Source organism: Arthrobacter sp. NPDC058288, assembly GCF_042880995.1.
Taxonomy (GTDB): domain Bacteria; phylum Actinomycetota; class Actinomycetes; order Actinomycetales; family Micrococcaceae; genus Arthrobacter.
On record NZ_JBHVYH010000006.1, the window covers coordinates 230,971 to 251,590 of the forward strand.

General features: G+C 64.4%; 23 protein-coding genes and 1 pseudogene. 13 read left to right on the top strand and 11 right to left on the bottom strand.

All coding sequences use genetic code 11. From position 1 onward, the window contains the following. Positions 1-129 precede the first annotated feature (129 nt). On the top strand, positions 130-1,263 hold the full coding sequence (locus ACFVWT_RS16570) for an acyl-CoA dehydrogenase family protein (protein ID WP_390249830.1): 1,134 nt from the start codon (positions 130-132) through the stop codon (positions 1,261-1,263). A gap of 9 nt (positions 1,264-1,272) precedes the next feature. Here ACFVWT_RS16570 and ACFVWT_RS16575 read toward each other — a convergent pair whose 3' ends face one another. Both ACFVWT_RS16575 and ACFVWT_RS16580 read right to left on the bottom strand, forming a co-directional pair. Beyond that, positions 1,273-1,845, bottom strand: a complete 573-nt coding sequence (locus tag ACFVWT_RS16575; RefSeq protein ID WP_390249690.1) for a dihydrofolate reductase family protein — start codon at positions 1,843-1,845, stop codon at positions 1,273-1,275. A gap of 61 nt (positions 1,846-1,906) precedes the next feature. Further along, positions 1,907-2,449, bottom strand: coding sequence for a GNAT family N-acetyltransferase (locus ACFVWT_RS16580; RefSeq protein WP_390249692.1), 543 nt, complete (start codon positions 2,447-2,449; stop codon positions 1,907-1,909). A gap of 155 nt (positions 2,450-2,604) precedes the next feature. Between ACFVWT_RS16580 and ACFVWT_RS16585 the strand changes: the two genes are divergently transcribed. The 4 genes from ACFVWT_RS16585 to ACFVWT_RS16600 all read left to right on the top strand — a co-directional run bounded on the left by ACFVWT_RS16585 (position 2,605) and on the right by ACFVWT_RS16600 (position 5,123). Continuing rightward, a complete protein-coding gene (locus ACFVWT_RS16585) occupies positions 2,605-3,006 on the top strand; it encodes a cytochrome c oxidase subunit 4 (protein WP_390249694.1) in 402 nt (133 codons plus the stop codon). A 349-nt stretch (positions 3,007-3,355) separates the two neighbouring features. Next, a complete protein-coding gene (locus ACFVWT_RS16590; protein ID WP_390249696.1) occupies positions 3,356-3,658 on the top strand; it encodes a hypothetical protein in 303 nt (100 codons plus the stop codon). Positions 3,659-3,813: 155 nt separating this feature from the next. Continuing rightward, a complete protein-coding gene (locus tag ACFVWT_RS16595) occupies positions 3,814-4,533 on the top strand; it encodes a TetR/AcrR family transcriptional regulator (RefSeq protein WP_390249698.1) in 720 nt (239 codons plus the stop codon). Positions 4,534-4,856: 323 nt separating this feature from the next. Beyond that, positions 4,857-5,123, top strand: a complete 267-nt coding sequence (locus ACFVWT_RS16600; protein WP_390249700.1) for a hypothetical protein — start codon at positions 4,857-4,859, stop codon at positions 5,121-5,123. Positions 5,124-5,151: 28 nt separating this feature from the next. Here ACFVWT_RS16600 and ACFVWT_RS16605 read toward each other — a convergent pair whose 3' ends face one another. After that, entirely contained in the window at positions 5,152-6,189 is a 1,038-nt protein-coding gene (locus ACFVWT_RS16605) for a helix-turn-helix transcriptional regulator (protein WP_390249702.1), read from the bottom strand. 121 nt (positions 6,190-6,310) lie between these two features. On the opposite strand from ACFVWT_RS16605, the gene ACFVWT_RS16610 reads away from it, so the two are divergent. The 5 genes from ACFVWT_RS16610 (at position 6,311) to ACFVWT_RS16630 (ending at position 12,386) form a co-directional block, all read left to right on the top strand. After that, positions 6,311-6,709 (top strand): DUF1304 domain-containing protein, encoded by a 399-nt coding sequence (locus ACFVWT_RS16610; protein WP_390249704.1) that lies wholly within the window; start codon positions 6,311-6,313, stop codon positions 6,707-6,709. Positions 6,710-6,914: 205 nt separating this feature from the next. After that, on the top strand, positions 6,915-8,681 hold the full coding sequence (locus tag ACFVWT_RS16615; protein ID WP_390249706.1) for an alpha/beta fold hydrolase: 1,767 nt from the start codon (positions 6,915-6,917) through the stop codon (positions 8,679-8,681). A gap of 216 nt (positions 8,682-8,897) precedes the next feature. Next, on the top strand, positions 8,898-11,090 hold the full coding sequence (gene helR, locus ACFVWT_RS16620) for an RNA polymerase recycling motor ATPase HelR (RefSeq protein WP_390249709.1): 2,193 nt from the start codon (positions 8,898-8,900) through the stop codon (positions 11,088-11,090). 116 nt (positions 11,091-11,206) lie between these two features. Then, a complete protein-coding gene (locus ACFVWT_RS16625; protein ID WP_390249711.1) occupies positions 11,207-11,815 on the top strand; it encodes a hypothetical protein in 609 nt (202 codons plus the stop codon). Between the two features lie 160 nt (positions 11,816-11,975). Continuing rightward, entirely contained in the window at positions 11,976-12,386 is a 411-nt protein-coding gene (locus ACFVWT_RS16630; protein ID WP_390249713.1) for a cupin domain-containing protein, read from the top strand. Between the two features lie 90 nt (positions 12,387-12,476). On the opposite strand, the gene ACFVWT_RS16635 is transcribed toward ACFVWT_RS16630, so the two are convergent. The 3 genes from ACFVWT_RS16635 to ACFVWT_RS16645 form a co-directional block, all read right to left on the bottom strand. Next, complete coding sequence (locus ACFVWT_RS16635) at positions 12,477-13,409, bottom strand: patatin-like phospholipase family protein (protein WP_390249715.1); 933 nt, start codon at positions 13,407-13,409, stop codon at positions 12,477-12,479. A 207-nt stretch (positions 13,410-13,616) separates the two neighbouring features. Continuing rightward, positions 13,617-13,955 carry a YciI family protein gene (locus tag ACFVWT_RS16640; protein WP_390249717.1) on the bottom strand — a complete coding sequence of 113 codons (339 nt, stop codon included), beginning with the start codon at positions 13,953-13,955 and terminating at the stop codon, positions 13,617-13,619. 222 nt (positions 13,956-14,177) lie between these two features. Beyond that, positions 14,178-14,615, bottom strand: coding sequence for a VOC family protein (locus tag ACFVWT_RS16645; RefSeq protein WP_390249719.1), 438 nt, complete (start codon positions 14,613-14,615; stop codon positions 14,178-14,180). 357 nt (positions 14,616-14,972) lie between these two features. Between ACFVWT_RS16645 and arr the strand changes: the two genes are divergently transcribed. Beyond that, positions 14,973-15,392, top strand: a complete 420-nt coding sequence (gene arr / locus ACFVWT_RS16650; RefSeq protein ID WP_390249721.1) for an NAD(+)--rifampin ADP-ribosyltransferase — start codon at positions 14,973-14,975, stop codon at positions 15,390-15,392. 950 nt (positions 15,393-16,342) lie between these two features. Here the strand turns inward: arr and ACFVWT_RS16655 are convergent. Next, positions 16,343-16,762 (bottom strand): SRPBCC domain-containing protein, encoded by a 420-nt coding sequence (locus tag ACFVWT_RS16655; RefSeq protein WP_390249723.1) that lies wholly within the window; start codon positions 16,760-16,762, stop codon positions 16,343-16,345. A gap of 231 nt (positions 16,763-16,993) precedes the next feature. After that, on the bottom strand, positions 16,994-17,557 hold the full coding sequence (locus ACFVWT_RS16660) for a dihydrofolate reductase family protein (protein WP_390249832.1): 564 nt from the start codon (positions 17,555-17,557) through the stop codon (positions 16,994-16,996). 345 nt (positions 17,558-17,902) lie between these two features. Here ACFVWT_RS16660 and ACFVWT_RS16665 point away from each other — a divergent pair, with 345 nt between their 5' ends. After that, positions 17,903-18,193: a hypothetical protein gene (locus ACFVWT_RS16665; RefSeq protein ID WP_390249725.1), complete on the top strand. Its 291-nt coding sequence runs from the start codon at positions 17,903-17,905 to the stop codon at positions 18,191-18,193. Positions 18,194-18,293: 100 nt separating this feature from the next. Here ACFVWT_RS16665 and ACFVWT_RS16670 read toward each other — a convergent pair whose 3' ends face one another. Next, complete coding sequence (locus ACFVWT_RS16670; RefSeq protein ID WP_309978965.1) at positions 18,294-18,485, bottom strand: hypothetical protein; 192 nt, start codon at positions 18,483-18,485, stop codon at positions 18,294-18,296. Positions 18,486-18,669: 184 nt separating this feature from the next. Then, entirely contained in the window at positions 18,670-18,942 is a 273-nt protein-coding gene (locus tag ACFVWT_RS16675; protein ID WP_390249727.1) for a DNA gyrase subunit A, read from the bottom strand. Between the two features lie 754 nt (positions 18,943-19,696). On the opposite strand from ACFVWT_RS16675, the pseudogene ACFVWT_RS16680 reads away from it, so the two are divergent. Then, a pseudogene (locus tag ACFVWT_RS16680) lies at positions 19,697-20,289 on the top strand (recombinase family protein). Positions 20,290-20,393: 104 nt separating this feature from the next. Here the strand turns inward: ACFVWT_RS16680 and ACFVWT_RS16685 are convergent. Further along, complete coding sequence (locus ACFVWT_RS16685; protein ID WP_009357211.1) at positions 20,394-20,597, bottom strand: cold-shock protein; 204 nt, start codon at positions 20,595-20,597, stop codon at positions 20,394-20,396. Between the last annotated feature and the right edge of the window lie 23 nt (positions 20,598-20,620).

Genomic DNA, 20,620 nt, shown 5'->3' on the forward strand with positions numbered 1-20,620 from the left:
TGTGCAATATACTAGGACATCCAAGGGTTTGGAAGAGCGAAGGGACGCGTACCGGTGCAGCCACAACGACGTGACAGCGGGGAAACCACCACGGTTCCGGAGCAGCCGCCTTTTCCGGATGCGGACCTGATGTACATCGTGGACTTGCTGCCTGCGGGGGAACGCTCCCGGTACCTGGAAGTGCGGGAGTTCCTGCAGTCCCGCATCCGCGCGGCCTCCATTGAGTACTGGAACCGCGAGGAATTTCCGTTTGGCCTGCTGGCTGAGATGGGGAAGCACGGGCTCGGCGGCCTGCAGACCGACGGAACGTCGGCGCTCTTCAAGGGCCTGATGTATGTGGAAGTTGCCCGTGCCGACGTGTCACTGTCCGCCCTGGTGGGGATCCATAACGAACTGATCGTCGGGATGATCGACGAGCTCGGTTCGGAAGCGCAGAAGCAGCGCTGGCTTCCCGGGCTAAAAGCCTTCACGCAGCTGGGGGCCTTCGCGCTGACGGAGCCGGACCACGGTTCGGACATTGCTGGCGGCCTCGAAACGTCAGCCCGGCTGGAGCGCGGTGAATGGGTGATCAACGGCGCCAAACGCTGGATCGGCGCCGGGACCATCGCAGACTTTGCGCTGGTGTGGGCGCGGGACGAGGCGGACCGGCAGATCAAGGGCTTCATTGTGGAGACGGACCGCCCCGGCTACTCCGCCACGAAGATCTCCAACAAGATCGGCCTGCGGATCATGCAGAACGCGGACATAGTTCTCGACGGGGTCCGCATTCCGGAGTCGAACCTCCTGCCCGGCGCCACGGACTTTTCGAAGGCCAACGACCTCCTGCGGGACTCACGGGCCTGGGTGGGCTGGCAAGGTGCCGGGATCCAGCTGGCCGCGTTCGACGTCGCCCGGGCGTATGCCCTGGAACGGAAACAGTTCGGAAAGGAACTGGCGCGCTTCCAGCTGATTCAGCAGCAGCTGGCCGAAATCCTGGGCAACGCCACTGCATCCCTTGCGCTGATGGCGCAGCTGGCCCGGATCCAGCAGGACGGCAAGCTGGAAATGGTGCAGGCGGCCATGGCCAAATCCACCACCACCCGGCTGGCGCGGGCTTCCGTGGCGATGGGGAGGTCGCTAATGGGCGGAAACGGCATCAGCAGCGACTACGAGATGGGCAAGCTCTTCGGCGACGCGGAAATTCTCTACACCTACGAGGGCAGCTACGAGATCAACTCACTGATCGTGGCGCGCGCCGTGACGGGGAAGTCGGCGTTCGTCTGAGGATGCTCCTCAGTCCTGGCCGCGCTCGTAGTGGAGGAGAACCACTCCGTTGCCGAAAGTATGTGTACCTATCAGCTTCAGGTTCAGCCGGACGTCCGGTGACTCGAACAGCGGCCGGCCCTTCCCTTGGCCCAGAACCACGGGGTGCACGTAGATCCGGTATTCGTCGATCAGGCCGAGCCGCATGAACGTTGCGGCCAGATCGGCGCCGCTGACGGCAAGGTCGCCGCCGGGCTGCGTCTTCAGTTCCGCGATTTCTTCAGGCACGACGTCGTGCATCACCGTGGTGTTCCAGCCGGCGTCGGTGAGGGTCCGGGAGAAGACGAACTTTGGCATGTCGCGCCAGATCCTCGCGAACTCGACCTCGACCGCCGTGCTGTTTGGATCCTGGTCTGCCGTGGGCCAGTAGTCGGCCATCAACTCGTAGGTGAGCCTTCCGTCCAGGAACGCGCCCAGCGTCCTGCACTCATCATTGAAGTGTTGATGTAGTTCCTCGTCCACCAGATGCCAGCTGATGTCGCGGTCCAGCCCTTCGAAGTATCCGTCCACCGACACTGACGCCATCAGAATGATCTTCCGCATGTGGATTCCTCCGTGGTGTGGCGGGCACCCGGGCGCGACCGCCGTCGTATCTTCCAGTGAATCACTCGAGGAGGCGTTGGAACAGGACATGGTCCTGCCAGGAGCCGGCAATCTTGAGGTAGGAGGGTGCCAGGCCGATCTCTTCAAAGCCGGCGCTGCCCAGTACCTTCCGGGAGGGGTGGTTGCGTGTGAGCGTGGCAGCCTGAACCCGGTGCAGCCCCAGGTCGTCCCTCGCGGCAGCCAGGACACAGGCAACCGCGGCGCTGCCGATGCCGCGGCCGTTGAATTCCTTGTCCACCCAGTAACCCAGGTTGGCGCTGAGGAACGGACCGCGGACGATGCCCGTCAGAGTGATTGCCCCGACAATGCGGCCGCCGGCTAGGAGAACCCATGGAACTTCCTGCCCCGCGGCATGCATGGCGAGCTTTGAGCCGATGACGGCGCGTTGGCCTGCGGGCGTAAAGAACTCCTCGCTCCGGGCAGGCTCCCAAGGGGCCAGGTGGTCCCGGTTCCGTTGGTAGGCGGCACTGAGCTGCCCGGCATCAGAGTCCTGAAGCAGCCGCAGGTGAATAGAGCCAGGCAGTGTGGTGGCGTCCGCAGTCATCGTCTGACTCTATCCGCGGGCGGTTGGCTTGCCGTCGCGCTGACGTGCAAGGGGGTCCTTCGTCCCTTACGCCCGACCTGACTGAAGTCCACAGTTGATTCAGGGGAACCGCGTGTGGGCAGCCCCAACTTGAATGCGCCGTAGAAGGAGGAGCCATGAAGATCGAATCGTGGATTTTCGGAGGCCTGGCCATGTTCTTCGTACCCGTGGGTGTGGTCTATGGCTTCGTCACTGGCTGGACCGAGCCGGTGGGCTTCCTCGCCTTGTGGCTGGTGGGAGGCCTGGCTGGATTGATCGGGGGCTACCTTGGCTACACGGGCCGGCGGGTAGGGATGCGTCCGGAGGACCGTCATGACGCGGAGATCCACGAAGGCGCAGGCGAACAGGGGCAGTTCAGCCCCTGGAGCTGGTGGCCGATTGCCCTGGGCATCTCCGCGGCAACTGGGTTCCTGGGTCTGGCTATTGGATTTTGGATCGTCTACATCGGTGCAGGATTTGCGCTGGTTGCGCTGATTGGCTGGGTCTTTGAATACAGCCGAGGGGACCACGCCCACTAGGCCGCCAGGCCGCGTGGCGCGGTGCGGGCCGTCGCGCTGGAATATGGCTGGCAAAAAAATTCGCCCATCGACTTGAAACTAAGCCTGCTTATGATTAGGCTTGAGGTCATGAAGGGGTGCAGCGTTGTTGCGCACAGACGCCCTTTCGCAAGGTCCTAAGGGGACCGAGCAGCTCGGGAGTAGGACCTGTTCCATAGGCCCTCCCGGTGCCCACGGAGGCTGAGAGCTGTAAGCAACCAAAAAGAGATGCAGAGAAGCGCGGCCTGAAACCGGGCCGTAGCCGCCTTGGTGGTCGCCTGACCGCACCTGGGGGCGGATTCTGCCTGCATCACAATCGAGGGAGCGAAACATGTCAGTTATGAAGAAAGCCACTACCGCCGTTGCCGGATCGCTTTTCCTGGTGGGGATGGCCGCGGCGCCTTCTCTGGCCGCGGACAACAGCACCGTAAATGACGGCCTCGTGAACGTGACCGTCGGTGACGTGACGATCCTCAAGGACGTTAACGTGGGTGTTGCAGCTGACGTGACGGCACAGATTTGTGGCGTGGAAGTCGGGCCTGTCGCCGTTCTGGGCGAGGCTGTCGACGCCACGAGCACCGAGTCTGTGGTCTGCACTGACACCGACGGCCCGGTCACCATCACCCAGAACTGACGTTCTGCACTGACGTGCGGAGGCGTTCGCGCCCTGCATTGTTGACTTGAACCGAAAGGGCGGCGGGACCTCGGTCCCGCCGCCCTTTCGGCATCTTCGGGCCCGGGTGTACGTAGTACACTCGGTGACAAGAATCGGCTCGAGAAGGTGACCAGATGACGCAGCAGGCTGAAGCCACGCGCCGGATTCCGCTGAACCGGGACCGCGTCCTGACTGCCGCCGTCGTTCTGGCCGACGAGGCGGGTATCGAATCACTCAGCATGAGGAGGCTGGCGCAGGAGCTTGGCGTTGTGCCGATGGCGCTGTACAAGCACGTCGCCAACAAGGAGGAACTTCTCGACGGCATGGTGGACGTGGTTGTTGCCGAAATCGATCCTCCCGTCAGCGGTGCCGGCTGGAAGAACGCGGTACGGCTGAGGGTGCTCTCCGCGAGGAGGACCTTGCTGCGGCATCCGTGGGCCCGCCAGGTGCTTGAATCCCGCACCACCAGGACGCCGGCGGTACTCGGCTATATGGATTCGTTCATCGGGATGTTCCTGGCCGGGGGTTTCTCCGTGGATCTCACCCATCATGTGATGCATGCACTCGGCAGCCGGATGTGGGGTTTTACCCAGGAATTGTTCGACGATTCCGCCAACGCTGCACCGCCTGACCTGGCACCGGAGATGCAGGCGGCCATGCTCCAGGAGATGGCAAAGCGGTATCCGAACATTCTGCAGGTCGCCATGGCGGCAGAACACGACGACGGGTCCGTGGTGGCGCAGGGTTGCGACGACCAGTTCGAGTTCGAGTTCGCGCTGGACCTCCTCCTGGACGGGTTCGAGCGCTTTCACCAGCAGGGCTGGACATCGGAGCAGGCAAAGCTGGAGCGATAGCCCACCGGGTGTTAGCTTGTGGGGACGGCGGCACGTATTTCCCGGCGCATACTTCGGCGAAAGCGTCGACGGCGTAGTGGAGCGTTTGCTGCGTGAACAGCTCGCCGTGCCCGCCGGTGCCAGTCACAATCCGGTTCCTCGGCGGGAGTTGTTGCAGATACCCGGGGCGCGGCTACGCTGGCAACCACTACGTGCGCGTCACGTGACCTGAGAGCAGCAGGCAGGGTCGTAATGAGCTGGCGTCAGCTGATGCCGGCTCTCTCTTCAGTGGGTCGGTGCAGCTCACCGGGGGTCTCCCCGGTTTCGATCCCAGGAGAGCAACGATGAGCAATGACCAAGACATCCCGGCTACCGGCGGAGCATCCGGGAGCCGAGGCCTCCCGCCTGTCAGGGCGTCCCGGAAGAGGACCAAGCACCCGCGGTTCCGGACCGGCGAACACGTCCGCTTCGCCGATGGGCACGTGACAGGCACCGGTGTGGTGGATGACTCCACCGACGACGGATCGGTTCTCTGGGTCTGGGCTGACGGCGGCAACGGCCGGAAGATGCTCCTGCAAGGCCGCGGCACGTCTGTTGAATCACTGACGTAGGCGCCACCCGCCAGCTCTCGGTTGGGCCTCAGCCGAGCAGCCTGGCCACCAGTTCGCCGCGGCTCCCGACTCCCACCTTTTCAAAGAGTGATTTCAGGTGGTCGTGCACTGTATGCGGCGAGATGTACAGGTGGTCCGCGATTTCCGTCGTGGCCGAGCCGGCGACCACCTCGAGGCAGACGTCCCGCTCCCGGGGCGTGGCGCCGTAGGCGGCGAGCAGGAGGGCCACCATTTCGTGCGTGGCGGCGGGTTCCACCGTGACCACCATCTGTCCAGGGTCGTCTCCGGTGATGAGCCGGCTGGCCTGCAGCACCACCCAGTGGTCCCCGGCGTCGCGCATCCTCATGCGGGCCGTCCCGGAAGCAGCAGCCTTTGCGGCGCCCACCACGGAATACAGGGTCATGCCGAAACGGCCGGGAGCCCGGTCTTCCAGTTCCGCCAGCCAGGTAGCGGCGGCCGGCGTGGCGGCACGCAACCCACCGCGCGGTCCCACCAGGACAATCACGGGACCATCCGGTCCGCGCAACGCGCGCCGCTCCACGCGCACCGCCACCCGGGTGGCCGCGGCCAGTGTCGCTCCGATGGAACTCAGGAAATCCACTTCCCGGTCAGTGAAGTCCGGCCCCGCCTCACGGAAAAGGCCGCCCACGGCCCAGCACACGTCATCGGTCCGGAATACCGCACGCAGTTCGTGCTCCAGGCCCTGCGGGCGGAGTAAGTCGTTGAGCCGCACGCTCCTGACCACGTCGCGGTGCGGTACGTCGGACAGCCGGGCGGCCGGCATCGGCCGCCGGGTGAGCTGCGCGAAGGGGTTCGGCTCCGTGCCGGCGTACTCAGTCTCGGCGAAGCGCACGCCGTATTCGTCGGGCGTCGGCCAGGGCGGCCAGTTGGTAATCGAGGTCATGATCAGGGTTGCGGGGTCGACGCCGGCCCAGCAAGCCTGCTGAAAAGGTACTGTTTCATGCACGACGGCGAGCGCTGCGGTGTGCAGCTCAGCCACGCCCATGCCGGTGGCCGCCATCGCGGCGATCTCCTGCCGGGCCCGCTCTACGCCATCTGCCCACATGTTTCCAGTATCCGCCGCCGGCGGCGGACTGCAATCCCCTGATCGGGGGATTGTCCGGACCCTGGCGGAACCCCTCCGCCGGGGATGGGAAAGGCCGCGGCCCGCGACGTACGCTTCGAGCATGAACGCAGTTGCCCAGCTGTTCGCCTTGCTTGAGGCCCTGATCTATATCGCGGTGTTTCCGCTCGAGGCCTTCTTCCTGCGCCGCCCCGCAGTGCAAAAGTTCCTGAGCACCCCGGCCGAAAACGTCCGGGCCGTCATGATGTGGGCCATTCCCGTTGGCTTCCGGAACCTCCTGATAGCCCTGGGGGTCATTGCGGGACTGGTGGCCCTGAATACTGGGAGCGCGGTGGTGGGCCGGACGCTGGTCACCTACTGCTGCGCCTACATGGTCCTGGGCGGCGCCACCATGGCACTGGCGGATGCCTTGGGTCACTACCCGAAGAAGGGGGACAGCATTCCCGGAACGCTCGCGGCTACTGTGCCGGCCCTGATCGCGCTGGTCGCCTCGGCGTTCTGAACAGAATCTGCTGAGCGGGTTCGGCGCACAACGAAGGTCCGCCTATGGGGGACAGACGGACCTTCGCAACTAACACGCTACAACTTTCTTAAATAGCTATCGAGTGGACGAGCCCGGGGTCCTTGGCGGGCGCGCATCGTCCCTTGCGCTGCCCGGAACCGGCGGCGTAGGCTCCCTGCTATCAGGCCATCCGGCGGGAGGATCCATGGACGGGTATGCCGAGTTGCGGGCGTTCCGGACCACCCATCCGTACCGATCGCTGAGTGTCGGCGGCGTCGAATGGAAGTACATCTCGGGACTGGCGCCGGCGGCCGAGGATGGCAGGCCTGCACTGCTCGTCCTGGGCGGGGGCTTCTCATTTGGCGAGTCCGCGTTCCGCACGATCACGAACTTCGAACCACGCTTCCGGGTAATCGCCCCCTCCTATCCCGCGGTACGGACAATGGCAGAACTCCTCGCAGGGGTCGCGGCCGTTCTCGACGCCGAGGGCATCCCGTCCGCAAACGTTTTCGGCCACTCCCTGGGTGCCGGGGTAGCCCACGCCTTCGCCCGGCGCTTTCCGCAGCGGGTGGACAAGCTCGTCCTTTCCGGGTTCGGCCTCTACACCCCTGGCCACACGCGCCTGGTGGGCGCCTTTGTCCGGTTGTTCTCGGTGTTGCCCAAGGCCGCCCTCGCTGCTTTCTACCGTCCCAGGATCGCGCGCCTTCTCGAAGGTGCCGAAGAGGACGAGCGTGCTTTCCTCGGCGCCTACACCGAAGACCTCTTCGCAGCACACACCAAGGAATCGGCCCTCGCGCGGCTGGCAGTGCTCTTGGATCTGGCGGCGCATCCGGATACCTACGCCGCCGCATCGAGCTTCGAGCGTCCAGAGGACGTGCTGCTGATTGCTGCGTCCGACGACCGCGGGTTCACGCCGCGCGAACGCGAAGCATTGCTGGCCACCTATCCCGGCGCCAGGGCCCACGTTTTCGGACAAGGCGGCCACTGGGCGTCGGTCACCCACCCGACCGAGTACGACGCCGTCGTCGGCCGTTTCCTCGAAGAACGTCCGCCACCCCCGGCGAGGAGCGAAAGCGCTCCGGCGACGCCGCCCCGCCGTGCGTCCCACCGCCCCGGGGAAGCACGGCTTTCCGCTTCGGTTCTGGACGCCAAACTAGCCGCTTTCCGTTCCGGCCACCGGTACCGCACGCTCGACGTCGGTGGCGTGCGCTGGCGCTACCTCGCCGGCGGCTCGGGGGAGCAGGTGCTGCTTCTGCCCTCGGGCGGGACCAGGGTGCCGGACATGTACCTGCTGCTGATCGAAGCGCTGGAGCGGGACTTCCGCGTCCTTGCGCCGGCCTACCCCGCCGGCGCCGGCATCGTCGGCCTGGCGGACGGCCTGGCGGCGATCCTCGACGCGGAGGGGGTCAAACAGGCGGATCTGCTGGGCTCGTCATTCGGCGGGTTCGTGGCGCAGGTCTTCGCCCGCCGGCATCCCGGACGCGTGCGCCGCCTCGTGCTGGCGAACACCGGGGGTCCGGCCGCGGCGCCTCTCCCGGTGCTCCCGCTCCTGATCCGTTTCCTTGCCGTCCTTCCGGAAGACGCCGTGCGTTTCCTGACAGGCTGGAATTGGCGCCGCTGGTTTGTCCCGGCCGCGAACGAGGACTCGAAGTTCTGGACCGCACTGCTGCGGGACATCCTTAGCCGGCTGGGCAAGGAGGACCTGCTGTCCGCGCTGAGGGAGATGAACGACTTCGCGCATCTGCCGGCCGAAGCGGTGCAGGGGGTGCCCGCCTCCGGCACACCGCCGGCGCCGGTGCTGCTGATCGAATCCGAGCGGGACGAAGCATTCCCACCCCGGGCGCGTGCAGCCCTCCGTGCGCTCTATCCCGCGGCTGAGGTTCGGCTTTTCGCGGGTGCGGGCCACGGGGTCATGGCAACCCGGACCTCGGAGTACGTCGGGGCAGTGCGGGACTTCCTCCGCAGGCCCTGACCTTCGCTGGCAGCTACCGACAGATCTTTCCGTGGATGGGAACGGTCTCGGGTGCGGTATGTGCGCTCATCCCTCAAGCCAACACACTCTCCTCCCTACTTTCAATCTATGGCACACCGGGGGGCTTGCCGCAAGGCCCGGGAGGTGGCGCAGAATTGAGGGCCAAAGTGGGGACCTGGCTTTGCCCCCACATACCCGACCCGGAAAGGAGCTGACGTGCCCCTGGCCACCAGTGCATTCAACCTTCCCCGCCATCTGGCGCCCAAGGCGGACCCGGCGCTCATCGCCGGCGATGAACGGCACTTCGAGGCCATCGCGGAGAGCTTGGAACAGTCCATCGCCGATCTGGCCGGCCGTCTGGACGCCGCGCGGAAGGCACCCGGCCGCCTGGGCCAGGAGGCGATGGAGCGGGACGTGGAGGTCCGTCGGCTGACCTCGCGCCTGCGTGCCCTGCGCCGCTTCGGTCTGGACCTGTGCCTCGGACGCATCGTCACCGCGGACACCCGGGAGCCCGTTTACATCGGGCGGCTCGGTCTTACGGACACCGGGGGCAGCCGGCTGCTTGTCGACTGGCGTTCGCCTGCCGCTGAGCCGTTCTTTGGAGCGACGTACGCCAACCCGATGGGCCTGGCGGCCCGCCGCAGATACCGTTGGACCCGCGGCCGGATCAGCGACTACTGGGACGAAGTATTCACGCCGGACGGGCTTGAAGGACATGCCGCCCTCGAGGACCTGTCCGCCTTCATCGCCAGCCTGGGAAGCAGCCGCTCTGCCCGGATGCAGGACGTTCTCGGCACGATCCAGGCGGACCAGGACGCCATCATCCGGGCGTCGTCCCGCGGTGCCCTGGTTGTCGACGGCGGTCCGGGTACGGGTAAAACCGTCGTCGCCCTGCACCGCGCCGCCTACCTCCTTTACTCCGACCCGCGCATCGGCCACCGGGGAAGTCACCGGCAGAGCAGTGTCCTGTTTATCGGTCCGCACCGGCCCTACCTGGCCTACGTGGCCGATGTCCTTCCCAGTCTCGGCGAGGAGGGCGTGCAGACGTGCACCCTGCGGGACCTCGTCCCCGAGGGCGCGACCGCAGGGGTCGAAACCGACCCGAAGGTGGCCCTCCTGAAGTCGTCGGCGGACATGGTGAAAGTGATCGAGCGTGCCGTCAGGTTCTATGAGGAACCTCCCGCAAAGGGAATGGAGGTCGGGACGCCGTGGGCCGACGTCTGGCTCAGCGCTGACGAATGGGCCGAGGCGTTCGAGTCGGCCGCGCCGGGGACACCCCACAATGAGGCACGCGACGAGGTCTGGGAGGAGCTGCTCAGAATCCTCATAGACAAGCACGACGACGGCGACGTCCCGGAGGACGTGCTCCGCAGGGCGCTGGCGCAGAACGCGGAGCTGATCGGCGCATTCAGCAGGGCCTGGCCGCTGCTCCGCTACACCGACGTTGTCGGCGACCTCTGGACAGTGCCAGCCTACCTGCGCATGTGTGCACCCTGGCTGGGCCCGGACGATGTCACCATGTTGCAGCGCCGGGACCCCAAGGCCTGGACCGTGTCCGACGTGCCGTTCCTGGACGCGGCCCGGCAACGGCTCGGCGACCCCGGGGCGTCACGGCGCAAGCGTCGGCAGGACGCCGTCCTGGCTGCAGAGCGTGAGCTCATGGACCGGGTGGTTGACGATCTGATCGCCGCAGACGATTCCGAACTGCTGGTGATGTCGATGCTCCGCGGGCAGGATATGCAGGACAAGCTGGCCAATGTGGACGCCCTGCAGGGCACAGACCCCGACCTGCTCGCAGGCCCGTTCGCCCACATCGTCGTCGACGAAGCGCAGGAGCTGACCGACGCGGAGTGGCAGATGCTCCTGCTCCGCTGCCCGTCCCGGAGTTTCACTGTCGTCGGGGACCGCGCCCAGGCCAGGCGCGGCTTCACGGAATCGTGGCCGGAACGGCTTCGCCGCGTCGGAATGATTGACGTGGACCTGGCCACCCTCAGCATCAACTACCGAACGCCGGCGGAGGTCATGGCGGAAGCCGAACCGGTCGTCCGGGCCGTGATCCCGGACGCCAACGTGCCCGTCTCCATCCGCAGCAGCGGAATCCCGGTGGTCCACGGCTCCACGTCGGAGCTGGACTCGACCCTCGCCGGCTGGCTCGCCGCGCATGCGGACGGGGTTGCCTGCGTGATCGGCTCGAGCGACACCGGGCGCAGTACGTCCCGGGCGTCCGCACGCGTCCGGTCCCTGACCCCGGAGCTGTCGAAGGGACTGGAGTTCGACCTGGTGGTCCTCATCGACCCGGAGACGTTCGGCACCGGCATCGAAGGGGCTGTGGACCGCTATGTCGCGATGACCCGCGCCACCGGGCAACTCGTCATCCTCACTTCCCCCGACGTCGGCCCGGGATCCTGATTGTGCCGCCCGATTATGCGGCAGAGGGGTCGCGCATCCGCGGAGGTTCGGCCCTTGCCATGGACAGCTCTTTGCCCCATTCTTGGCCTAAAACGGGGAGCAGGAAGGGGAATGGAATGTCCAGCGTGGACTTGGAAGGCGTCAGGCGGCCGGCGGCGGCGGTCCTTGTCTCGGCCGGCGTCTGGCTGGCCGGTATCAGCCCGGTTCCGGGCGTGTACACAGAGCCTGACTCGGCTCGACGGCTCGAGATGCTCCGCCGGGGGAAGCGTTCATGGGTTGTCGGGCAGCACATCGCCGCGGCGGGCACCGCGGCCGTGCCTGCGGCCTTCGCTCGGGTGGCTCTTGCCCTTCCCCCGGGAAAACCGAGGGTCTTTGCCACCGCCGCCGCCGTTGCGCTCGCCGCAGGGGCTCCTTTGTTTGTATCCCAGCTCGCATTACGTGCCTCGGATCTTGAGCGGTTCGCCGAACGCCGCCTACCCGGGTGGCCGTTCCTTGCCTACTCATGGCTGCACGTGCTCGCCCTGGGGTCGCTATGCGGTGCCCTGGTTTTCCTGCCCGGCAGGGGGAAAGAAGCCGCGGCCGTAGGCCTCGCCGCGCTCGGCTCAGGCGCCATCCTGGCCAGGACCGGTGACATACCGCCCTTCGTGTTCTACGTTTCCGAACAGCTCGCTGCCGTGAGCCTCCTGCGCCGGGTTGATCAGGCGCACCCCCAGCGCCTTGCGTGAGTGTTGGGTGAACCATCGGTTGAGTCACAAGGGAGGACCTGCGAATAGGTGGTACTGACAGGGTCTCCCTCGGTTCTGAATGCGGCCGTAGCGTGGTTGGCAGGGAGCGCCCATGAGCCGGGCGGCGACCGAAATGACCACCAAAAACAAGGGACAATGCATGAACATCGAACCCACCAACCCCACCGGCAAGAACCCGCCCGAGCAGTTCGCGGGCGATGTGTGGCTGGATCCCATCGCGCTGCCCCATGAAGGCGACCAGCGGATGGTCGTCGCAACCGTCCGCTTCGCACCCGGTGCTCGAACTGCCTGGCATTCGCACGCCCGCGGACAGTACCTTCGCGTCACCCAGGGCGTCGCCCGGTTTGGTGGCCGTGACGGGACCATCATCGAAGTCCACCCCGGGCAGACCCTGTACACGCCGCCCGGCGAAGAACACTGGCACGCCGCAGCCCCCGGCTGTTTCATGGAGCATATCGCCATGCTGGAGAGCGGTGACGACCCGGCCACGACCACCACCTGGGGCGAGCACATCACTGACGAAGAGTACAACGGCACCGCCCAGGCATAGCCACTTCCCGAACCGTGACGGTGCCGAACATTGGCTCCTCGGAAGGAGCAAGGGTCGTCCATCCTTCCGAACGGACTGGTGCCGCGGGCGTCAGTGCCAGAATTCGGTGAGCTGCTTGGCAAGGGCTGTGCCTTGGTCGTAACCAGCTCGAGCAGCCGGGGGACGCAGCGACAGATCCATCGCATTGGCGCCGAACATGTGCGCGGAGTTGCTGTCCGGGAAGATTGTTTCGACTCTGCTGCCGCGGGCGCGTAGTTCGTCGACCTGCGCTGCAAGATGCATGCCCCACTCCAGCGGTGCCCGTGACATGCCGCTAAATGGGGACAGCACCAGCACGCGCGCATATCCGGCTGCCAGATCGGCGTTCTCGCTGGATCGGCGATAGCCGCCGTCGATATATCCGGTGTCTGCGATCCTGTAGGCGAAGCCACTGGCACAGCTGGCGGCCACGGCGTCCGCGAGGTCGACCCCACTGTGGCGGTCGAACACAACCGGTTCACCGGTATGGGCATTGACCGCCGTGATGAGCAACGGTTGCTCCGGCCAGTGCTGGCTGGGAAGGCGGGAGGCGACAGTCCCGCGCCACCGCGTTTGTCCGGAGACGTCCGACGCCGAGTCCAGGTCGAGTGCCGCCGCACCCATTCTGCGGCGCATGTCGGCCGCATCCTCAGCGGCGGCGATGATTCGGCTCGTTCTCTCCATATGATTCGCCGCCGGGCCAGTGGGAACGCGCCTGCCGTCGGATCCTGCCGGACCAGTCCGTTGCTGGGGCGCTGCCCCGGAAAGGATGTCGGCAAGCAGCTTGGCCGGGCTCTCGCCGGTTATCTGGGCCGCGGCCGTCGATCCGGCCGACGTCCCGATGATCAGATCGGCCTCGGTCACATCCAGCCCGGCATCAGACAGGCCGGCAATGACGCCGATCAGCCACGCGTTGCCTGTCGATCCGCCACCCCCGAGGACCAAGGCCCGCTCGGAGGCCGTGGCCGAGGTTAGGTGCAGAGGTTTAAATTGTGTTCTGTGCATGGGAGTCGCCTTCCGCGAATTGCCTCTCGGGCGCTCCCGGTGACGACTACTTCAGTCGCGCGATCGTGGACTGCAAGGGAGCGCCCACTGTGGATACTGCGTTCATGGGTCTCACCTCCTGCCGATTGATCACGATTACCGGAAAGCTATCAGGCACCCGACGCGGTGCGCAACCGGTATCAAGCCGGTTGCCGAAAGCGTGTGCAGCTAGCTTTCCGGGTCGTACATGAACTCGCGGAGCTCCTGCGAGCAACGGCAGGCCACCGCGATCTTCCTCGCCCACCCGACCGCGTCCTCGCGCGTCGGCAATTCCAGCACGGTGAACCCGCCCCTGAGTTCGGAGCCCGGATAAATCTCGTTGCTCACCGACCCGTCGGCGGTGACCAGTACGGGATCGACTTCCTCATCGATTCCACCGCCGAATACGTAGACGCCCGCGGCCTTCGCCTCCTCGATCACGGCGTGGGCTTCGGCGGAGACGATAGGGAAATCCTCGTCGGTGAGCACCATGGCTTCGCTGGGGAAGGAGATAAGGTATTTGGTCATGCCTTGATGGTGCCTCGCGGGCGGCCCGGACAGCAAGGGATGCGAATTTGGTTGTGGATAGTTGACGGCAACTATCGGCGGAGCACTGGTTACGCGGTCCCCTGAGGCTGTGCGTACGCGCCGGGGTGAAAATTGCGCCGGGACAATGGGGGGCTCTTCCTCGAGCTTCATGACGAGGCTGGCCCCAGGCGGCGATGATCGGAACGATGTCAGGTCCGGGTGTCAGTCCTTCTTCAGTTTCTCGGCAAGCATCACGAGGATTCCGCTGGGACCGCGGAGGTACGTCAGTTTGTATTCGTCGCGGTAGGTCGCCACGCCGCGCAGCGGATGGCATCCGTGCTTCGCAGCTGCCTCAAGGGCTTTGTCAATGTCGTCGACCGAGAAGGCCACGCGGTGCATGCCTATGTCGTTGGGGCGAGTTGGGTTCGATTCGATCGCTTTGGGGTGGATGTACTCGAAGAGCTCAAGCTGACCATGACCGTCTGGAGTCTGGAGCATCGCAATTTTGGCGTGGTTGCCATCAAGCCCGACGGCAGTGTCGGTCCACTCGCCGCTGACCGTATCACGGCCGACGACCGTGAGCCCGAGATCGGTGAAAAAAGCGATTGCTGCTTCGAGGTCGCGAACGGCGATACCAACGTTCTCAAGCTTGATGGCCATGCGTCGAAGGTACCAAGGCGCACCGATTAGCTCCAGTGGCGAGCCGGGACTCGACTGAACAAGGACCGGGAGTCATTGAGAGCCGGGGAACGGCACGCAAGAAATCGAGCACCCCGGCTATGCCAGATCAATGCCCGCATGCCGATCGGCTTACGGGCGCGTCGGCTTGCAGGCCAGGATTGCGAAGACGCCCGCCGTGCTGGCCTGTCCCGGGATCGGTGGGAATCCACCCACGTCTCGCAGGATCCAAGCTGTCTTCCTGGCCCGATGTTTGAAGACGAGCATCGAAGAACAAGAGATCATGAGCGGTGATCGTCTGCCGGGCCGGAGCCCGTTCGGCGATGCCGTCGGTTTAGGATGTTAGGTGTGAACCAGCCGCAGGACGAGGGTCCGTTCTTCCACGGCACGAAAGCCGACCTCCGTGCCGGTGATCTCCTTCAGGCGGGCTTCAGGTCGAACTACCGTCCCGAAGTCGTGATGAATCACATCTACTTCACAGCCCTTCCGAACGGGGCTGGACTCGCTGCGGAACTCGCGGCAGGTGAGGGCGCCCCGCGGGTTTACACCGTCCAGCCAACCGGGGCATTCGAGGACGACCCGAACGTGACTGACAAGAAGTTCCCCGGAAACCCGACCCGGTCATATCGAAGCAGTGCGCCGCTCAGGGTCGTCGGCGAAGTCACCGACTGGACACGGCTCGCGCCCGGGGAACTACAGGCGTGGAAGGAACGCCTGGCAGCGCTCCGTGCCGACGAACGGGGCGAAATCATCAACTGACGAGACTCGGCTCTTTCGCTCATTGCACGGTTCGCCGGCTGTAGCGTCCCAGGGAGTTTCGGGAGGAGCCCCCGACTACCTGCATCCCATTCTTACCGTCAGCTCACTCGTGCTGGCCGTTGCCTACTTCGTGATGTAGAAGGCTCAGACCGGTTCCAACACGGCCTAGAAGCCGGTCTCGAAGTTCGCCCAGGTCGTGCCCGTTGAGGCTAGCTGTCCTCACGCAGGCTCTTCCTCGCCGCTCTTGTCATTCACGCTCCGTCGAGCCGATTTGCGGGCCGTTCAGAGTTGCGTAATCGGGATGCGACCGCGAATATCCAGGCCATGAACGTGACCAGGCTGGCTGATTTTGAGCATGCCGACGCCCAGTGTGAGGAGAATAGGGGTCCAGAGGCCATCAGGCTGACTCCGATGCCCTGCCCAGTGCCGAACACCAGCATCAACGCACCGGTTAGGACGAAGTTGAGGATCTGGAGCCAGCCGTAAGGGCCAATCGAGAGTTCGCTGACGAACATGCGAATGCGTATCGGGGCGGCTTGTCGTGAGCGGAACGGGAGACCACAAAATGAAGCGTAGTACTTCCCGTTCAATGAACCCATACATCGGATTTGTTCAGAACGGGTATTCCGTCCAGAACTGTATCAGTGAGGCAAAGGTGGGGATGGCGGCACGGCCTAACGCTATGGCCAGATGCTGCGAAACGTAGGCCTGACAGTGCTCGTCCTTATCGGGAGCGCGGAAGCTCTCGCTTCGGCAGCCCTCGCTGGGTTCGAAGTGGGGACACAGCAAGTCAACGAGCTGAGCAGTAAATCAACCCTGACCAGGCGAATAGGTGGCTGGCCTGCGAGGGGACCGGAAGTGGCAAGAAAATGAGCAGCTCATTGGAAAGCTACCGTCACAATGCTGTCGGGGCTGTCGCCCGCTCCTGACCGCGTTAGGATTTCGTCGACCTAGGCCCGCTCTGCCAGCTGTTTGATCGTGACGATCGCCTCCGACCACATGCCGCGCATGTCGTCGGCCCACTCGTCGGGCACCTCGAGCTCGACGACGAGAGTCGTCACCCCGTCGGTCTCGCTGAACGAGTAGCTCTCGTGCAGCCCGACGGCGGGCCCTTCGCGGTTCTCGACATCGTTCTGGATATCGCCGAGATAGCGGATCAACACGAACTCGTGGGGCCGATTCTCGACGATGGTGCCGAAGAGACCACTCGCCGTGCCGTCGTCGTTCGGGCCGAGGAAGCGGATCTCGTCGCCCTCGTTCCAGCCGCCCTCGTAGGTCGATCCCTCGTGGAAGACGCCCGTCCATTCGCGGTAAGTGTCGAGGTCGAGCATGACGGTCCAGACGTGCTGCGCAGGAGCGTCGACATCCACGCTGAATCGAAGAGTCTCCATGGGCGATTGTAGAACCGAGGCACCCTGACGGCGCAAGACCGCCTGCCCCTTTCTCCCTCGTGGTCTCGGCAATTAGAAACGATTGGACAATGTCCGCCAGTTCGGGCGCAGCAGCAGCCACGGCACTGGTCCTAATCACGATCGCCTCGGAGCACAGCGCCACCGGATCCTTGGGTGGATTGACGCCCGCGCTGATTCGACATCGGGCACTCAGCGCCTGGTCTCGTACCTGCTAAGGAGAACACTGCCAGGAAATGTCAGGGTTTCCACCAGGCTCAGGTTCACCCAGTTGTCGAGGGCTGTGAAGAACGGCGTGCCGCCGCCCACCAGGACCGGATGGGTGACGATCGCGTACTCGTCGATCAGCCCTGCCCGCATGGCCGCCGCGGCGAGTGTGGCACCGCCGATGTCCATGGGGCCGCCGTCGTCAGCCTTGAGCCGGGTGATTTCGGTGACCGCGTCGCCGGTGACCAGGCGGGTATTCCAGTCGACCGTGCTGGTCGTCGAGGAGAACACCACCTTCGGCATGTCCCGCCAACGGCGGGCGAACTCGATCTGCGCCCTTGTGGCGCCAGGCTGCTGGTCCGCGGTCGGCCAGTGCGAGCTCATCGTCTCCCACAGTTTGCGCCCATATAGCGCCAGGCCCGTCGTCCCCACCCGGTCTGACCACCATTGGAACAGCTCGTCGCTCGGTACGCTCCAGCCGAGGTTGTCGCCGGGCGCTGCGATGTAGCCGTCCAGGCTCAGGTTCATGCCGAAGGTCAGTTTGCGCATGGCGTCAGTCTCCCTGAGCCGGTAGTCGTTGTACAGACCAGCACGGAGGGGCAAGTCATCGGTCAGTGCCACACCGACGGCCACCTGACCACGCGCCAAGCAGATGATCCGTACGGAAAGGATGGGCGATGGGCGGAATCCGGCCATCCGGGCTATGGGTTGGGTCTCTAGGCTGATTCGTCATCAGCCGAACCCTGAACGGGCCGAAAATGGGCTCCGCCGACGGGTGGAGACGAACCAGGCGGCTCACGACGAGCAGAGTGAAAGCGACAATGAACGGGCAGGGTGAGCCCATAGTGAGCCTTAGTTGTTCCCAAATATTGACGCGGATTCTAGCCTCAGCACATGAGCGAGGCTGAGCGGCCCAAGAGCTTGCAACCCAAGATGACCCGCGGCGGCTTTCGCGTTCAGTTTGTCCTGTGGTCGCTCTGGTCCGCGCTGCAGTTGGTGATGGTCGTCCGAAATATGGCCGTGGGGACTGTTTGGGATCTGGGGGATTACCTATCGCTCGCTGGGTTGATCCTGGGCGTGGCTTCCCTTGGGTTCCTTTCGTACGTTCGTCCTCATGGCGGCCGTTTCTGGGAAGAGGAAGAGGCCAAGAGAGCTGATTGGGACCGACGCGGGCGGGCACTCTGACCCAGGTGAAACCGTAGCGATCGGCTGACCCTCGGTTGCCGGTATCTCCGTTGAGATCTCTTCGTCCAGGAAGCCCAACCCAGACCCGGACACTGCAGGCCTATTTGAGCTTTTTGATTCGGTCCATCATTGCAAGAGCCAAAGGAACTGCGATCACTGTGGTTACGGCAGTGGTCGCAATTGGCGACCAGCCGAGCGCCTTGCCAATTAACGCTCCGGAAAGTGAAATAGCAACAAAGATGAGGACCGTTCCCACAATGAGTCTCAGACGACGCTTCCTCAAATCAGCCATACCGAGACACTAGCGGAGGGCGCAGAAGAAACGAACAGTCACGCGGTTTTCATTGTGGCAACCCTGAGCGGGACGAAAACTGGTCATTCAACGAGTGGGGCTAATTGTTGCCAGGAATTGGTCGCGCAGAGCGATAGCGACCTTTACCGGGCATCTGACCTGTCGTCGATCGCACGCGACCAGTTCAGCGCCCATCGGGCAACTTTGATCTAAGTTCTTCTGCACGGGCAGCGATGGCCTGACGCTGGTCTCGGGTGAATCTTCTAGCCTGCAGGTCGAGGACAAACCGGCTGCCCAGCTCTCCAACACCCAACAGCTTATCCACCCGACGCCTTGCTTCGTCCACGTCCTCTGAATCCTCAATCACCTCGAAGACCTCGTCCCGCCGATCCATCGCCTGCACCAGAGCCTCGACGATCATCAATTCTTGCCTCGTCTGCCGCTCATCCTCATCCATGCCGCGATTCTTGCACGACCGGCAGTCTTTGGGGCATTTCCGTCCAGTTTGGGGATCGTGAGCTGAACCCTGACACCTGGCCTTCGATAAGTCCAGCCTCACAGGTAAGTACGTCGAGTTATCGTTTCTGCCTGGACAGGGAAATTAGGAGTCCCGCTGACACGATCAGCGAGATGCCGGGCGCCCATAGCGTGTCTGGTCTTCCCATTAGCAACGCGATTAGGGCCACAACGACGCTTGCAACAAATACGACGACGAATACCGCGCGAATAGCTCGACTTTGCATGTAAGCACCCAACTACCTTTGCTCGCGCTAAGCAACCGTTCACATCGCATTTGTCCAACGGTGCTACCTATTCGGGGAATTTTCGTGGCCGTTGCCGGTGCAGCGACGGCCGGTCTTCGTCGTGGTCTCTGGGAAGTGACCAAATTCCGGCCCCGGCTGAAGCAATTTGAGAGGGCCAGACGCGGCCCCTTAGATCCTCGGACGACGGAAGCCGAAAGCTCTCCAATGCCGAGGTACCCTTCCGGGCACCCGTGCGGACCGACCACCCCACGAAACACAGCGAAACATTTCTCGCATACCCGCCCGTACAAGCCGTCCGTAAGGCGGTCCTCCTCCGGACCACCCCGCCCCTCACCAGCACAAACGCAACTTTGCCCGGGCACCCCCACCGTAAGACCCGTCCGCTGAACTGCCCGGTGATGGTGGCATATCTGGTCCACCAAAAGGACGCGTGGCACACTGTTGCGCATGACCGCTTTGCTGGTCGGCTACGCGCGGGTGTCCACGGAGCAGCAGGACCTAACGGCGCAGCGCGACGCATTGTCAGCTATGGGGATCACCGCGGACCGGATCTACGTGGACCACGGGCTGACCGGCACCGACCGGAACCGTCCGGGCCTCCGGGAAGCGATGGCGGCCTGCCGGGACGGTGACACGTTCGTGGTTACCAAGTTGGACCGCCTCGCCAGGTCCGTTCGGGATGCCCACGAAATCGTCGACGAGCTCGCCCAGCGGAACGTGAAACTCAGCATCGGCGGATCGGTGCACGACCCCACGGACCCCGTTGGAAAGCTGCTGTTCAACGTCCTGGCCATGGTGGCCGAATTCGAGGGCGACCTGATCCGGGCACGCACCCGCGAGGGCATGAGGAGCGCCAAAGCCAAGGGCCGCCTGAAAGGCAAGACACCGACGCTGTCTCCGGTGCACGATCCCATTTGGTCAAACTGCACGACGCCGGGGAGCACACCACTGGGGAACTTGCAGAACTCTTTTCCGTGGCCAGGTCCACGGTGTACCGGGCGGTGCAGCGCGCCCGCCATAAGCCGGGAGCGGCCCGCTAGCCGGAGTCTCCAACGCAACAGCCCCTCCGGACCGGAATGGTTCGGAGGGGCTGTTGTTGGTGCAGGGTGGTCCGGCTAGATGCCGTAACCGTTACCCTAAGCCTTTAGAGAGGGCGGATGTTCTCTGCCTGAGGGCCCTTCGGACCCTGGGTCACATCGAATTCGACCTTCTGGTTTTCATCCAGTGAACGGTAACCGCTGGTTGCGATCGCCGAGTAGTGGGCGAAAACGTCAGCTGATCCGTCATCGGGGGCAATGAAGCCAAAACCCTTTTCGGCGTTGAACCATTTAACTGTGCCTGTTGCCATGGCTGCATTCCTTTATGTGACTC

Coding starts and splice junctions, on each gene's coding strand:
- ACFVWT_RS16570 (WP_390249830.1), top strand. CDS start 130: ATGTACATCGTGGACTTGCTGCCTGCGGGGGAACGCTCCCGGTACCTG.
- ACFVWT_RS16575 (WP_390249690.1), bottom strand. CDS start 1,845: ATGCGGAAGATCATTCTGATGGCGTCAGTGTCGGTGGACGGATACTTC.
- ACFVWT_RS16580 (WP_390249692.1), bottom strand. CDS start 2,449: ATGACTGCGGACGCCACCACACTGCCTGGCTCTATTCACCTGCGGCTG.
- ACFVWT_RS16585 (WP_390249694.1), top strand. CDS start 2,605: ATGAAGATCGAATCGTGGATTTTCGGAGGCCTGGCCATGTTCTTCGTA.
- ACFVWT_RS16590 (WP_390249696.1), top strand. CDS start 3,356: ATGTCAGTTATGAAGAAAGCCACTACCGCCGTTGCCGGATCGCTTTTC.
- ACFVWT_RS16595 (WP_390249698.1), top strand. CDS start 3,814: ATGACGCAGCAGGCTGAAGCCACGCGCCGGATTCCGCTGAACCGGGAC.
- ACFVWT_RS16600 (WP_390249700.1), top strand. CDS start 4,857: ATGAGCAATGACCAAGACATCCCGGCTACCGGCGGAGCATCCGGGAGC.
- ACFVWT_RS16605 (WP_390249702.1), bottom strand. CDS start 6,189: ATGTGGGCAGATGGCGTAGAGCGGGCCCGGCAGGAGATCGCCGCGATG.
- ACFVWT_RS16610 (WP_390249704.1), top strand. CDS start 6,311: ATGAACGCAGTTGCCCAGCTGTTCGCCTTGCTTGAGGCCCTGATCTAT.
- ACFVWT_RS16615 (WP_390249706.1), top strand. CDS start 6,915: ATGGACGGGTATGCCGAGTTGCGGGCGTTCCGGACCACCCATCCGTAC.
- ACFVWT_RS16625 (WP_390249711.1), top strand. CDS start 11,207: ATGTCCAGCGTGGACTTGGAAGGCGTCAGGCGGCCGGCGGCGGCGGTC.
- ACFVWT_RS16630 (WP_390249713.1), top strand. CDS start 11,976: ATGAACATCGAACCCACCAACCCCACCGGCAAGAACCCGCCCGAGCAG.
- ACFVWT_RS16635 (WP_390249715.1), bottom strand. CDS start 13,409: ATGCACAGAACACAATTTAAACCTCTGCACCTAACCTCGGCCACGGCC.
- ACFVWT_RS16640 (WP_390249717.1), bottom strand. CDS start 13,955: ATGACCAAATACCTTATCTCCTTCCCCAGCGAAGCCATGGTGCTCACC.
- ACFVWT_RS16645 (WP_390249719.1), bottom strand. CDS start 14,615: ATGGCCATCAAGCTTGAGAACGTTGGTATCGCCGTTCGCGACCTCGAA.
- arr (WP_390249721.1), top strand. CDS start 14,973: ATGTTAGGTGTGAACCAGCCGCAGGACGAGGGTCCGTTCTTCCACGGC.
- ACFVWT_RS16660 (WP_390249832.1), bottom strand. CDS start 17,557: ATGCGCAAACTGACCTTCGGCATGAACCTGAGCCTGGACGGCTACATC.
- ACFVWT_RS16665 (WP_390249725.1), top strand. CDS start 17,903: ATGAGCGAGGCTGAGCGGCCCAAGAGCTTGCAACCCAAGATGACCCGC.
- ACFVWT_RS16670 (WP_309978965.1), bottom strand. CDS start 18,485: ATGGCTGATTTGAGGAAGCGTCGTCTGAGACTCATTGTGGGAACGGTC.
- ACFVWT_RS16675 (WP_390249727.1), bottom strand. CDS start 18,942: ATGGATGAGGATGAGCGGCAGACGAGGCAAGAATTGATGATCGTCGAG.
- ACFVWT_RS16685 (WP_009357211.1), bottom strand. CDS start 20,597: ATGGCAACAGGCACAGTTAAATGGTTCAACGCCGAAAAGGGTTTTGGC.